This window comes from Enterococcus sp. (genome assembly GCF_022711995.1).
Taxonomy (GTDB): Bacteria; Bacillota; Bacilli; order Lactobacillales; family Enterococcaceae; genus Enterococcus_D.
In genome coordinates, this window is sequence record NZ_JALAHI010000096.1 from 1 (window position 1) to 14643 (window position 14643).

Here is a 14643-nt window from a genome sequence, read left to right on the forward strand (position 1 = left end):
AACCGAATCATTTTACATAAGAATAACATAACATTTAAATTAAATAACTCTTGTTTAACTAACAAAATTTATCATTTTTTTAACAAGAGGGCAGTCATCCGCTGAATTGCAAACGAGATTTCATCCGTCGCTTCGTCTTGTTTCTTTTCGGCAGCATCGAAAGCTTCCCGATCGATCCCATCAGCAAGGCTTAAAGTCATTTCTTCACACCCTGCGACATATTTCATATACGCCCGTTCAAATTTCTTGTGGATTCCCATGACATTTGCTGGCGGACGCAATTTAGAGATTTGTTCCAACATCAACCGGTATTTGTCCGTTCCTTTCTTAAAGGTCGCTCCGATTGCTTCCAGACGCTCTGGTGATAATTCTGATTCCTTCTTGTCATCCAGCGCTTGACGAATCTCTTCATAGTTCGGATGCATTGTTTCTCCGATTGTTTCTGTTTCTTTTACTAAGTCATTGATTGTTTGTACATAAAAACCTAAATTCGGTCGCATGTTTCAATCCCCTACTTTCTTTTTAACTATCTTTTATTTTACCGTGTATTGTCAGAAATGAAAAGGATGACAAAAGGAAACGCTGGTCGCTCCTCAAGCATGCCGCTTCAGTAAGCTTACACAGAGAGGCAGTCTACAGGTTTTGACAAACAGAATAGGACTTACTGGAGCCCTATCAGGATCCAATAAGTCCTATTCCTCGAGAAATGTCAAACCTTCCCTACAGATTCAGTTCAACACCTATCTTCATTTTTTATTTTTTGCCCATTGCCCGTTGGACAGCTTTAACGATCTCAACGATCGGAATGATCGCAAAGGATGCACCTAGGACGATTCCCCATTGATACAGATCTAAATGAGCCACTCGGAAGATATCATTTAATCCAGGAACGACAATGATCACCATCATCAGTGCAAAGGAGAGCAAGATTGCCCAGTTAAAGGCTTTGTTGCGGAAAGGCCCCACTTTGAACAATGATTGGTAAACAGATTTAACGTTAAAGGCATGGAATAGTTGCATCAATCCTAATGTCGCAAACGCCATCGTCAATGCATCTGCATGGATTGCATCATAGGTATCGTGAACCGGCCATTGGATCGCCGACCAGTAGACGAACAAGACCGTTGCAGCTTCCAAGATTCCTTGATAAATGATACTGCTCATGACACCGCCGGAGAAGAAGTTTGAATTCCGGCCACGAGGGGCATGTTTCATCAGCCCTTTTTCTGCTGGTTCCATTCCTAAAGCAATCGCAGGGAACGTATCTGTTACAAGGTTGATCCACAATAGATGGATCGGCAACAGTGTATCCCAGCCCCATAAGGTAGCTAAGAACAATGTCAACACTTCACCTAAGTTAGCCGCTAATAAATATTGGATCGCTTTTTGGATGTTTGAGAAAACTTTTCGTCCTTCTTCAACAGCCACCACGATCGTTGCGAAGTTGTCATCAGCCAGAACCATATCTGAAGCACCTTTAGATACTTCAGTCCCGGTGATCCCCATACCTACACCGATATCGGCTTGTTTCAATGCAGGCGCATCATTGACTCCGTCACCGGTCATAGCGACGACTTTGCCTTCCTGCTGCCACGCTTTCACGATCCGAACTTTATGTTCAGGTGAAACCCGTGCATAAACCGAATAATGGGTCACTTTTTGAGCAAACTCTTCATCGCTCATTTTGTTCAATTCCGCCCCAGTCAATACTGCTGCATCATCACCAGGTTTGATGATACCTAGACGACCAGCAATTGCTTCAGCGGTGTCTCGGTGGTCTCCTGTGATCATGATTGGACGAATCCCAGCTTCTTTAGCGACTCGTACAGCATCGGCTGCTTCAGCCCGTTCAGGGTCGATCATCCCTACCAAACCAGCAAAGACTAGATCGTTTTCTACGATTTCTGATTCCAAATTTTCTGGTACTGCATCGACATACTTGTAGGCCATTCCCAAAACACGTAGGGCTTGTTTGGCCATATCTGTATTGTTGAACAAGATTTTTTGTTTTTCTTCATCAGTCATTGGTACTTCTTGTCCGTTCAACAAGACTTTTGAAGCCCGGCCCAATAAGACATCTGGTGCACCTTTCACTGCAACTAAGAAGCGACCATCTGCTTGTTCATGGATGGTACTCATCAATTTACGGTCCGAATCAAATGGCAGATCCGCTACCCGAGGTTCTGCACTTACTTGATCTTTCACGTGGAAGCCTTGATCCATCCCAAATTGCACAAGTGCAGTTTCAGTCGGATCACCAATCAAGTTGCCTTCTTCACCGAATTTAGTATCATTCGCGAAGTTCATGACTTTCAGCGCCATTGTATCCAATGGAATGTCTTCGGAAGCAGCATGCTGCTTGTCATTGACATAAAGTTTTTCAACTGTCATTTGGTTTAGTGTCAATGTACCTGTCTTATCTGATGCGATGATATCTGTTGCACCCAATGTTTCTACTGCCGGCAATTTACGAATAACAGCGTTTCGTTTGGCCATGACTTGCGTGCCTAGTGCTAAGATGATCGTTACGATCGCTGGCAGTCCTTCTGGAATCGCCGCAACCGCAAGGGAGATGGATGTCAACAACATATCGACCCAAGAAGTATTATTGAAAATGGTCCCCACAAAGAACATAATCACAGCGATCACGATGATGGCAATCGTCAAGAATTTACCCAGTTCATTCAAGTTACGTTTCAACGGTGTTTCTGTTTCTTCGGCTCTTGCCAACATACCAGCGATCTTACCGACTTCTGTCGCCATCCCTGTATTGACAACGACCCCTTTGCCTCGGCCATAGGTCACATTACTGTTGGAGTAAGCCATATTGACACGATCACCGATTCCGACATCTGTTGCATCGATCACAGTCAATTCTTTTTCTACCGGTACCGATTCACCCGTCAATGCCGCTTCTTCGATTTTCAAAGAGCTAGCTTCTAACAAGCGCAGATCAGCCGGTACTACATCCCCAGCTTCTAATAAGACAACGTCTCCAGGAACCAGTTCATCACTTTTGATGGTCACTGGATGTCCATTTCGTAACACATTGGCATTTGGTGTCGACATTTCCCGCAATGCTTCGATGGCTTGTTCTGCTTTCGCTTCTTGAACCACACCCATGATCGCATTGATAATAACAACAGCCAAAATAATGATTGAATCGACGATTTCATGTGATACGGCGGCAGAAATGATCGCAGCGGCCAACAAGACGATGATCATCAAATCTTTGAATTGTTCAAAGAATTTTTGCACCATCGATTTCTTCTTGCCTTCTTCTAATTCATTGGCGCCATATTGCGAAAGACGACTTTTGGCTTCCTCATTTGTCAAACCATTGGTATCAGTCTGCAGTTCCTTCAGAACAGTCTCAGCGTCTTGTGCATAAAAAGCATGGGTGAGCTGCTCCTTTTTACTCTCTTCAGACATATTTTTCCTCCTTTTAGCTACTTTCTATTTTATTGTACATGAAATGAAAAAAAATAGACTCATGTATGCACTAAAGCACATACACGAGTCTCACTATTTAAGACAACACCAGAAATTTCTTTCAGGATGGTGATGTTGCCGCAGCAAAAAGCTGCCAGTTACTCCCTCATGATCATATCAATAAAGACCATTATACAAAATGTTTCCGTCAGTTGCAATTTCATTTTCTGAAAAAAGAACAGAAATTATTAAATTCGGTCTCGTTTAAGCGATGATCGAACCGTTAGGCATTCCCTTTGGCGCTTCAACGATTTTTAACCGTCCTTCGGTATCTTCCGCAGAAAGGATCATACCTTGACTGACTTGGCCCCGCATTTTGCGTGGTTTCAGATTCGCTACGATCACAACTTTCTTGCCAATCAAATCTTGTGGTTCTGGGTAAAATTCAGCGATTCCTGACAAGATTTGTCGGTCTTGATCATCCCCAGCAGCTAAGCGGAATTGCAGCAGTTTATCTGCTCCTTTGACTTTTTGACAGTCGATGACTTCCGCTACTTTTAACTCGATCTTATCAAAATCATCGTATTTGATTTCTGGTTTTTCAGAAGCCAAGATGGTTTCTTCTGGATTCCATTTGACCGTTTCCTCAGTGCTTTGGGTACCTTCTGCCATTTTCTTCTGGATATAAGTGACTTCTGTCTCTAATTCCAAACGAGGGAAGATTGGCGTTCCTTTGGCAACCACTTTGGTATCACTAGGAAATTCGCCGAAGCGTAAGTCTTTCAAGTCCATGGCTTCTGAAGTTAAGCCTAACTGATGGAAAATATTCGCCGGTGTTTCGGTCATGATCGGTTGCAACAAGATCGCTACGATCCGCAAGCTTTCTGCAAGATGGACCATCACACTGTCTAACTCTGCTTTTTTCTCAGGATCTTTAGCCAATACCCATGGTTGTGTTTCATCGATGTATTTGTTGGCCCGAGAAATCAACGCCCATACTTCCGACAAAGCGGTACTGAATTCCATTTTATCCATGGCTTCATGGTAGCGGCCTACGACATTGGCTGCCGTTGTCGACAACTCACTATCGTAAGGGGTTACTTTTGAAGCATACTTAGGAACGATGCCTTCACAATACTTATTGATCATGGCAATGGTCCGGTTTAAAAGATTACCTAAGTCATTGGCTAAATCATAATTCACCCGAGAAACAAAGTCTTCCGGTGTAAAGACGCCATCACTACCAAAAGGTACTGCCCGCAGTAAATAGTAACGCAACGCATCTAAGCTATAGCGCTCAACAAGCATCTCTGGATAAACGACATTGCCTTTAGATTTCGACATTTTGCCGTCTTTCATCATCAGCCAACCATGACCAAAGATTTTTTTAGGCAATGGCAAATCTAATGCCATCAACATGATTGGCCAGTAGATCGTATGGAAACGCACGATTTCTTTTCCAACCATATGAACATCTGCCGGCCAGTATTTTTGGAACAATGAATCGTCATCGGAACCATAGCCTAGCGCTGTGATATAGTTTGATAACGCATCGATCCAGACATAGACCACGTGTTCCGGACTTGCCGTTACGGGAATCCCCCACTTGAAAGTTGTTCTGGAGACGGCTAAATCTTCTAATCCTGGTTTAATGAAATTATTGATCATTTCATTCTTACGAGATTCTGGCTGAATAAATTCTGGGTGCTCATCATAATATTGCACCAGACGATCTGCATATTTGCTCATGCGGAAGAAGTACGAAGACTCTTTGACTAATTCCACTTCGTGACCACTCGGCGCTTTCCCGCCGATCACATGTCCTTCTTCATCACGATAAACTTCTGCCAGTTGCGTTTCTGTGAAGTATTCTTCATCAGAGACAGAGTACCAACCTTCGTATTCACCAAGGTAGATATCTCCTTGATCCAATAATTGCTGAAAGATTTTTTGGACAGCTTTTTTGTGGTAACCATCCGTTGTCCGGATAAATTTGTCGTAGCTGATATCCAATGTTTTCCACAATTTTTTGACATCGGCTGCCATTTTATCTACATATTCTTGTGGATCAACACCTAGTTCTTCCGCTTTTTTTTCAATTTTTTGACCGTGTTCATCAACACCCGTCAGATAAAACACATCAAAGCCCATTAGACGTTTGTAACGTGCTACTGCGTCGCAAGCTATCGTTGTGTAAGAATTTCCGATATGCAACTTGCCGCTTGGATAATAGATTGGCGTCGTAATATAAAATGTTTCTTTTTCAGCCATGGGCGTACGTCCTCCTTTTCACCTGTAAAGTGTATACTAAGGTAGTATACCATAATTTTCTAGGAGTTTTTCCTTTTTTCTTTTCCTCAAATTGGCGAAATAATTTTACGATCTGCTCCTTTTGGTTTATGGACTGTTTTTTTGTTATAATAGAAAAGAACGATTGAAAGAGAGGATTTTCCGCTTGAAAAAACAACAGCAACGCTTTATGATCTTAGCTGTTTTATCGTTCATCGATTTGATTTTTTCTAGTTTTTTTTTGTATTTTTACGGCTATTTTAATGGGCAAAATCTAGCGAGCTTCTTTGTGATCATTACGTCATTGCTTCGTTATGGATTTCTACTATGGATTGCTATCTGGGGGTATTTAGCCATGAAGCACACACAAAAAGCAGCTTTCTTTTATTTAGCACTCTTTTTTATCAATCTGATTTTTCCCTATTTTTTTAACTAATTCATCGTCATTATTTCATCATATCAAGAGTAGGAGACCGGAATGAACGAATTCACCTCAAAAACAGCAGAAAAAGAGTATTATGAAAAAAAAGCTTCGGAAGCAGAATTTTTATCTTGGTATCGCAGCCAAGACCAGCCAAAATACGAAAAACCGTCTGTGACAGTCGATATGGTTTTGATGTGTTACAACAAAGAAGAGGAAGAACTGAAGATTGCACTGATTCAGCGAAAGGGGCATCCTTTTCGTAATTCTTGGGCTTTACCTGGCGGTTTCGTCAATCCGAATGAATCAACAGGTCAAAGCGTGATTCGCGAAACCCAAGAAGAGATCGGGGTAACGATTTCAAAACAAAATATTGAACAGCTCCATACTTTCAGTACGCCGGGAAGAGACCCTCGAGGCTGGGTAATCACCGTCAGCTATCTTGCGTTTATCGGCGAAGAGCCTTTAAGCGCTGGGGATGACGCCAATCAAGTCCGCTGGTTTTCATTAGAGAGAAAAGCCAATCAAATCTTCTTATCCAGTGGCGATGTCGAGATTATTCTGGATCTAGTCTCGGGAGAATCTGTCGGTAAGGATACATTGGCCTTTGACCATAGTGCGATCATTTTGAAAGCATTTGAACGAGTGGCTAATAAGATGGAACACGAACCCCAAGTCCTATTGGTACTCGGGGAAAGCTTCACCATCACCGAAGCCCGCAAAGTCTTCGCTAAATTTCTGGGCATCGACTTTAAATTGATTGATCATTCAAATTTCAAAAAAGCCATGCTGCAGTATTTCACCGAAATTGGTGAGAAGCCCGTCGGTATTGGCCGGCCTTCAAAAATCTATGAATTGAATGCAGATGTTCTGGGGGACAAAATGTAGACGGTGCAAAGAGGCTGCAACATAGACATCCAAAAACCGAAACGATAGACGAACAAGCTCCTGTGTGCTGTTTCGTGTATCGTTTATTTTTTTCGTCTGCTATCACAGCCTCTTCGCTGGTTGATCATAATTAGTGAGCAGAATTCCTAGAAACAAAAATCCCAAGATTTTTTCTATCCCCTAGGCGATCCCTGGCGCTCCTCCCAGTTCATCTCATTATTGATCATCTGCAGCATTTGTGCCATTTTCTGGCAATCAGCAGACAAAGAAATAAAGCGGACTTCTTTGCCGTACCACTCTGCTTTGTAGGTGATTTTACGAATAAATTGATGCCAATCGCTAACAGAAAAATTTCCTGTGTGTTCAGCTTCGTCGATCAATCGTTCCAAAAAAATCGTGTCGTATTGCTTGACTAGATGAAAGGTCACTTGATCAATAAACTCTTTTTTTTGATCGTGCTGCCTCCGGTACAGTTGCCGCACTTTTTCTTTTTGCTTTTGGTAATTGCGGGCATGACTCAGGACCATTTTCTTTCGTTTGACCGCTTTGGCCTTCACATTCAATTTCCGCTCAGCACGCGCCAGTTTTTGTTGGGACTTGATGGCATTGGCACTGATAAAAGGCAACTGGGTGTTAGCTTCTACCAGCACTTCTGGATGATAGACCAAGGCGATCTTCCGCTGGCTCTTAGGCAATGGCTGAATCTCTTCGATACAAAGAATTGAAATATAAAATTCCGTATTGTTTCTCGCAGAAATCGTCGCCGATTTAATCTGACCATTGATGGGTCGATGCCGCTTCACCGCAACGAAGGATTTCAATTTAGGCAGCTTCAACTGATCATCCACCAAATAAATGGTGTGCTGCTGATTATTAGTAGTATAGGACTGCCAGAGGTTTTTTTTCGTTTTCAGTTTGGGAAAGCCAGCTCTCTTTTGAAAATAGTTGCGAAAAGCCCGTTCCAAGTTGCGCTGAGCATTGGCCAGTGCCAAACTGTCGGTTTCTTTTAAAAAAGGATAGTCTTTTTTTAGTTTCGCTGGTGTCAGTTTTTCTTTTTCTACATTTGTAGAAAGTTCTTCCATCTTTGCTTTTAGCAATTGATTATAGGTAAAACGCACACAGCCAAAGGTTTGGATAAAGAACTGCTTTTGTTCTTCTGTAGGATAGATCCGAAATTTGTAGGCTTTTAAAACACTCAGTTTCATCTCCCCCCTAAACAGGTCTACCCCTTTTTTTGTGCTAATTTTTTCTGATACTGGACCGCTTCTTCCTTAGTGGCATAAATAAAATGCCCTGCTGCGATTTCTTCCATCGCTCTCGGTTTGTCATCTGTGGGTTCACTGACATATTTGATACGCTTGCGATCCCGTTCATGATCGGGATCTGGCAGAGGAATCGCAGATAAGAGACTTTCTGTGTAGGGATGAACACCATAATGATAAATTTCATCACTAGACCCTACTTCCAAAAGTTTGCCGTTATGCATCACGCCAATGCGATCGCTGATATGTTTGACCATTGATAAGTCATGGGCAATGAATAAATAAGTCAATTTATGTTCTTGCTGCAAGTCTTGCAGCAAATTGACGATTTGGGCCTGAATCGAAACATCTAGTGCGGAAATCGGCTCATCACAGATGATGAACTTAGGATCTACCGCTAATGCGCGGGCAATTCCGATCCGCTGCCGCTGACCTCCGGAAAACTCGTGGGGATAGCGGGTACCATGGCTTGGGTTTAAGCCTACGGTTTTCAGCAGATCATCCACCCGCTGATTGCGTTCCTGTTCGCTTTTTGCCAATCCGTTGATATCGATTCCTTCTGCAATGATGTCGCGTACTTTCATACGAGGATTCAATGACGCATAAGGATCTTGGAAAACCATTTGCACGTCGCGGCGAAAATCGGCTAACTCTTTTTTTCCTTTGATTTTCATGACATCTTGTCCATCAAACAAGATTTCTCCTGCTGTGGGATGATTCAGACGAATGACCGTTCGACCAGTCGTTGACTTCCCACTGCCGGACTCACCTACAAGTCCAAAGGTTTCTCCTTCATAGATCTGAAAGGAGATATCATCTACCGCCTTGACTTCGTCTTTGCGGCCGACATTAAAATATTGTTTTAAGTTCTTTACTTCAAGCAACACTTTCTCCAATGGGTTCTCCTCCTTTATACAGATGCCTGTCTAGTTTTTTCTTGGAATTTTTTCCAACGAATCAAGATTTCATCCGGAGGGGTCACTTTCGGTGCTTGCGGAGCTAAAAGCCATGTGGCTGCTTGATGGGTCGGTGAAACAGCAAAGAATGGTGGTTGCTGCTCAGCATCGATCTGCAAAGCAAACTCATTTCTAGGATAAAAAGCATCCCCAGTCGGCGGATCCAACAAATCCGGTGGGGAGCCAGGAATCGCATAAAGACGATCGCCTGTCCCTTCCAAAGTAGGCATGGAACCTAACAGCCCCCAAGTGTAAGGATGCTGTGGATTGTAGAATATTTCTTCTGCTGTTCCCACCTCTACGATCTTGCCGCCATACATGACGGCTACCCGATCTGCCACATTTGCCACTACCCCTAAATCGTGGGTAATGAAAATGATCGATGAATTGATTTTCTGCTGGATGTCTTTCAACAACTCAAGGATTTGTGCTTGAATCGTTACATCCAGTGCCGTAGTTGGCTCATCTGCAATCAAAATCTGCGGGTAGCAGATCAATGCGATGGCAATAACGATCCGTTGCCGTTGTCCCCCAGAAAATTGATGGGGGTAGTTTTTCAAACGCTTTTCAGCATTCGGAATCCCTACTAGATTCAAAAGATCCAAAGCTTGTCTGAGTCCTTCTTTTTTACTAAGTTTGTTATGTTTCATCAAAGATTCAGCCACTTGTTTGCCAATGGGCATCGTCGGATCCAGAGAAGTCATGGGATCTTGGAAGATCATCGCAATTTCTTTGCCGCGAATCTTTTGCAATTCTTTCTCCGATTTTTTAAGAATATCCGTTCCATTGAATAGGATCTGTCCATTGTCTACATTGGCATTACTAGCTAATAATCCCATGATGCTACGGGTAGTTACAGATTTCCCACTACCGGATTCGCCAACGATCGCCAGTGTTTCGCCTTTGTATAGATCGAAACTGACATCGCGGATCGCTTGGACCTTCCCTGCAAAGGTATCAAAGGAGATCTCTAAATTTTTTACTTCTAATACTTTTTCCATCGCAATCACTCTTTCATTTTCGGATCAAAGGCATCACGGAGCCCGTCAGCAAGTAAGTTGAATCCGATCATAATGACCGACAACGTAACTGCTGGTACCCACATTTGGTAAGGCAAGAATAAAAAGGTCTTGTACCCATCACTCAATAACATCCCTAGCGATGCTGAAGGCGGCTTTAAGCCTAGCCCAATGAAGCTTAGAAATGCCTCGAAGAAAATCGCTGATGGGATACTGAACATCATTTGCACAATAATCACACTGGAAATATTCGGCAAGATATGCTTCATCGCAATCTTGATACGACTCTCCCCTAATGTCGTGGCAGCTAGCACAAACTCTTGGTCTTTTAATTTCATGGTTTGCGCCCGAACGATCCGAGCCATGGGAATCCAGTTGGTGATAGCCATCGCAGCCACGATCGAAAAGATCCCAGGTTTGAAGACAACCAGCATCAAAATCATTACCACTAGATTAGGGATCCCAGAAAGGATCTCTAAGAAACGCTGCATGATATTATCTACCCGGCCCCCTAATAAACCGGAAATCAAGCCATAGGTCACACCAAAGATGATATCCAACAAAGCGGCAATAAAAGCAATCAATAGCGAGATTCTCGTTCCAACAAATAAACGGCTCAACAAATCCCGACCTAGTCCGTCGGTTCCTAGTAGATAGTAGGTGCCTTCTGGAACCTTGGCAGCCGCATACTTATCAACCAATTCCCCACCGACCATTGCATACCCGTTTAATCCGGGAAGATTCAGTCCGGGAATTTTCGGCGGCAGATTGGTAAACTTCACATTTTGCGCAGTAGGATCATGGGGAGAAACAAAGATCGTAATGATCGAGATTGCAATAATGAGCAGCAACAATCCGATCGAAAAGACCGCCGCTTTGTTTTTCTTTAGACGACGCCATGAATCTTGAAAAAAAGTGAGGGAGGGAGCAGCGATTGCTTCTCGTTCTTCTCTGGTATTTTTTTGTAACGGCTGAAATTTTGCTGCATCGATGGCAGCTACTTGCTGGTTCAGTTTCTCTTCCATTAGCCACGACTCCCTTCTGATACACGGATACGTGGATCAACGATCCCATACAAAATATCGACGATTAAAATCACAAACACTAACATCGCAGAATACAAAATCGTGACCGCCATAATCGTTGGATAATCATTTGTCATGATCGATTTTACGAATTGTTCACCGATTCCTGGAATGGCAAAAATATTTTCCACAACCAGTGATCCGGTCATCAGTCCCACCGCTAGCGGTCCTAATAAGGTGAGCAGCGGGATCAAACTGTTCCGCAAGCCATGTTTGAAAGCAATCTCCCAACGACTCAATCCTTTAGCCCGAGCCAATTCCACATAATCACTGTGGAGGACCTCGACCATCTCGGTTCGGATAAAACGAGCAGAGTCTGCCAATGGCGACATAGCTAATGCAACCGTTGGTAAGATCGTACTAGCAAAAGTTTCCCATTTGGCGATTGGCAAGATGCCTAACTTAATAGCAAAAACGTATTGCAGCAAGACAGCAAAGACAAAGTTCGGGATCGAACGCCCCAAGATGGCCACTAACGTTGATGACGTATCTACCCAGGTATTTTGTTTCATCGCGGAGATCGTTCCTAAAATGATACCGAAAAAAGTCCCAAAAATAATGGCCTGCAGACCCAATTGTAACGATGGGCCAATTCGACCAGATAGCAGATTGGCTACTGGTTGATTTTTGAATTGGAATGAGATCCCAAAGTTGCCTTTTAGCAAATTCGTTAAATACAAACCATATTGAGTAATCATCGGTTTGTCTAGCCCTGCTTGTTCATTCAATAAAGCAATCTGTTCGGGACTCAGTTTTTCTGCATTGCTATAAGGTGTCCCAGGCAAAAATTGCATCAAGAAAAATGTGATCGTGGCAATCAACCATAAGGTCAACACCATATAGAATATCCGTTTCAATAAATACTTCAAAAAACCGTTCACGCGTCTTCCTCCTAGGTATTTTGACTTCTCATCAATAATTATGTAAATTAAGTAGTACGAATCATTAAAAAGGAGTCAAATATGCGGATTAAAAAAAGTAGTGGGCTGATTGCCCTCGTATGTACCTTCGCTTCTATTGGCTGGTTGTTTTTCAAAAAAGACTTGACTCTCGCAGCCTTATCGGATGCGCTGTTTCTTTGGGCCTTATTCTTTTTGATCATCGGCGGGTTTCTTTGGGTCTTTGCCTCTGGCTTCTTTGACCACTTTCAATATTCAATGAAAAAAGCTTTTTCCAGAAATAAAACCGATTATCTCAAGCTCTCCGATGTCGGCAAACAAAGCTATGGCTTTTGGCTATGGCCAGGAATCTTTTTACTACTGCTTTCTTTGCTCTTTTTATTGATCAATATTCTTTAATTTAGCAACCTATCGTTTCGTGTCTTTTGTCGACTGCCTTTCTGCTTTAGAAAAAAAGTCGGCTGAGACAAGATTCAAAGAGGAATGCCCCGACCAATTGAATAGCGGCCAAGCAATAGGCAGATTGGAGAAGCAGCAGCTTCTCCATTTTTGTTATGCCTATTACTTTAGCTATCTCTCGGAAATGGTCCTCTTACATCACTTATTCCAGCCGCTAATTCTTCCGATTACTCAATCGATGTCCACTTGTAATCGTATTGTGCGCCTGCTGCATGAGCAACGACACCTTTGACATTTAGTGCACGTAAATGCGCTTCTGCTTTTTGGTAAACTGGGATGACTCCTTGTTCACTCATGATTAGTTTTTCTGCATTTACTAAGTCTTCCCAACGTTTTTCTGGGTCATTGACGTTTGTCGTGCTGGCAGACTTGATCAAATCATCGTACTCTTTGTTGCTCCATTGACCACGGTTATAGGAGTTCCCCGTCGTAAACAGGTCAGTAAAGCTGCTTGCATCTGCATAGTCAGCACCCCATCCGCCCATCAACATGTCAAAGTCTCCCGCGTTGGAACGATCCAAACGAACAGAGAATGGTACTGGGCTTAAATTGACTGTCAACCCATCCAATGTTTTTTGCAATGTATCTTGAACGTATTCAATGATTTTCTTCGTAGAGTCTGTATCCGATGCTAAGATATCAAATTCCAGCGAATCGATGCCTAATTCTTTTTTGGCTTTTTCCCAATGCTCTTTGGCTTTCGCTTCATCATATTCTAAGACACTGCCTGCTGACTTAGTAAAGTCCGTATTGTCTGATGGGCTAAAGGTCATGCCTTCTGGCACTAGTCCTGTCGAAGCAATCGAGCCGTCACCTAGGATCGATGTCACTAAAGCATCACGATCGATGGCATAAGAAATTGCTTTACGCAAGTTTTCATTGCGGAATGGCGATTTTTCATCACGCTGGTTGAGTTCAAAATAATAAGTCGTTGCTTCTGGTTGAGAAACAAATGCTTCGTCATTGGCCATTTGTTGCGCAAGTTCTCCTGTAAGAATGACATCATCTGCTTGGCCATCTTGGAACAAGTTCAATGCTGTCGCCGATTCTTTAACGACACTCACATTGATGGTTTTTAATTTTACTGTGTCTTTATCCCAATATTGGTCATTCTTTTCGTAGGCCCACTCGGTATCAGTTCCTGGTCCATCAAACCCAGTCAGAACGAAAGGTCCATTATAAACAGCATTATCACTGGTTGTTGCATATTTATCTCCATGTTCCTCTACAACAGCTTGACTTTGTGGGAAGAACGAAGGAAACGCCAGCAAATAATCAAAGTACGGTGTGGCTTTATCTAACGTGATCTCTAGCTCATAGTCGCCAACTGCTTTGATCCCTAGTTCAGACGGATCTTTCTCTCCAGCTGTGATGGCTTCCGCATTTTTTACTGGGGCGTACAAGTAAGCATACTCGGAAGCAGTTTCAGGTTTGACTGTTCGTTGCCAACCATAGACATAGTCAGCTGCCGTTACTGCCTTCCCGTTAGACCATTTTGCATCCTCACGCAGTTTGATTTTATAGGTCAATCCATCTTCACTGACTTCCGCTTCTTCTGCTGCTCCAGCTGGTTGCGGTTTACTGTCAGCGTCTAAGCGGTACAACCCCTCATAGACATTGTTTAATGCACTGAAACTGATTGTGTCTGTTGCAAGGGACAAATCGGCACTTGGCATTTCTTGTTGAACCACAACATTGAATACCTGTTCCGTTTTGCTTTCACCGCTAGCAGATCCACTGCTTGAGCTAGTTGAACCACCAGTGGTACAACCTGCTAATGCTAAGCCGCACACTGCAACCAATCCATAGGCCCATTTATTTTTCATCCTGTTCTACCCCTTAATTATTTTAATTTTCAGAATAATCATTCATTTCTGAAGTTAGATTAGATTTTAATTAATAATTATTAAAAAAGCAATATTTTTTTGAAATT

12 protein-coding genes are annotated in these 14643 nt (G+C 42.7%); 3 read left to right on the forward strand and 9 right to left on the reverse strand.

Annotation, left to right across the window (positions count from 1 at the left end):
* Positions 1 to 71 precede the first annotated feature (71 nt).
* The 3 genes from Q0A12_RS09440 to metG form a co-directional block, all read right to left on the reverse strand.
* Positions 72 to 500 carry a hypothetical protein gene (locus tag Q0A12_RS09440; RefSeq protein ID WP_291292399.1) on the reverse strand — a complete coding sequence of 143 codons (429 nt, stop codon included), beginning with the start codon at positions 498 to 500 and terminating at the stop codon, positions 72 to 74.
* Between the two features lie 253 nt (positions 501 to 753).
* Entirely contained in the window at positions 754 to 3432 is a 2679-nt protein-coding gene (locus Q0A12_RS09445) for a cation-translocating P-type ATPase (protein WP_291292400.1), read from the reverse strand.
* Positions 3433 to 3696: 264 nt separating this feature from the next.
* Positions 3697 to 5703, reverse strand: a complete 2007-nt coding sequence (metG, locus tag Q0A12_RS09450; RefSeq protein WP_291292401.1) for a methionine--tRNA ligase — start codon at positions 5701 to 5703, stop codon at positions 3697 to 3699.
* Between the two features lie 184 nt (positions 5704 to 5887).
* Here metG and Q0A12_RS09455 point away from each other — a divergent pair, with 184 nt between their 5' ends.
* Positions 5888 to 6157, forward strand: coding sequence for a hypothetical protein (locus tag Q0A12_RS09455; protein ID WP_291292402.1), 270 nt, complete (start codon positions 5888 to 5890; stop codon positions 6155 to 6157).
* A 42-nt stretch (positions 6158 to 6199) separates the two neighbouring features.
* Complete coding sequence (locus Q0A12_RS09460) at positions 6200 to 7030, forward strand: NUDIX hydrolase (protein ID WP_291292403.1); 831 nt, start codon at positions 6200 to 6202, stop codon at positions 7028 to 7030.
* Positions 7031 to 7203: 173 nt separating this feature from the next.
* Here the strand turns inward: Q0A12_RS09460 and Q0A12_RS09465 are convergent, their stop codons facing one another.
* The 5 genes from Q0A12_RS09465 to opp3b are packed head-to-tail and all read right to left on the reverse strand — an operon-like array spanning position 7204 to position 12233.
* The gene (locus Q0A12_RS09465; RefSeq protein ID WP_291292404.1) at positions 7204 to 8235 is read right to left on the reverse strand and encodes an RNA-guided endonuclease TnpB family protein; all 1032 of its coding nucleotides are present in this window, start codon (positions 8233 to 8235) and stop codon (positions 7204 to 7206) included.
* 17 nt (positions 8236 to 8252) lie between these two features.
* Positions 8253 to 9188, reverse strand: coding sequence for an ATP-binding cassette domain-containing protein (locus Q0A12_RS09470; protein ID WP_291292405.1), 936 nt, complete (start codon positions 9186 to 9188; stop codon positions 8253 to 8255).
* A gap of 14 nt (positions 9189 to 9202) precedes the next feature.
* Positions 9203 to 10255: an ABC transporter ATP-binding protein gene (locus Q0A12_RS09475; protein ID WP_291292410.1), complete on the reverse strand. Its 1053-nt coding sequence runs from the start codon at positions 10253 to 10255 to the stop codon at positions 9203 to 9205.
* Complete coding sequence (locus Q0A12_RS09480; RefSeq protein WP_291292406.1) at positions 10255 to 11292, reverse strand: ABC transporter permease; 1038 nt, start codon at positions 11290 to 11292, stop codon at positions 10255 to 10257. Before Q0A12_RS09480 ends, Q0A12_RS09475 begins: the two co-directional genes overlap by 1 nt.
* Positions 11292 to 12233, reverse strand: coding sequence for an oligopeptide ABC transporter permease (opp3b, locus tag Q0A12_RS09485; protein WP_291292407.1), 942 nt, complete (start codon positions 12231 to 12233; stop codon positions 11292 to 11294). The genes Q0A12_RS09480 and opp3b overlap by 1 nt, the downstream gene beginning before the upstream one ends.
* Positions 12234 to 12314: 81 nt before the next feature.
* Here opp3b and Q0A12_RS09490 point away from each other — a divergent pair, with 81 nt between their 5' ends.
* Positions 12315 to 12650 (forward strand): DUF3899 domain-containing protein, encoded by a 336-nt coding sequence (locus Q0A12_RS09490; protein ID WP_291292408.1) that lies wholly within the window; start codon positions 12315 to 12317, stop codon positions 12648 to 12650.
* 227 nt (positions 12651 to 12877) lie between these two features.
* Here the strand turns inward: Q0A12_RS09490 and Q0A12_RS09495 are convergent, their stop codons facing one another.
* On the reverse strand, positions 12878 to 14536 hold the full coding sequence (locus tag Q0A12_RS09495) for a peptide ABC transporter substrate-binding protein (RefSeq protein ID WP_291292409.1): 1659 nt from the start codon (positions 14534 to 14536) through the stop codon (positions 12878 to 12880).
* Positions 14537 to 14643 lie beyond the last annotated feature (107 nt).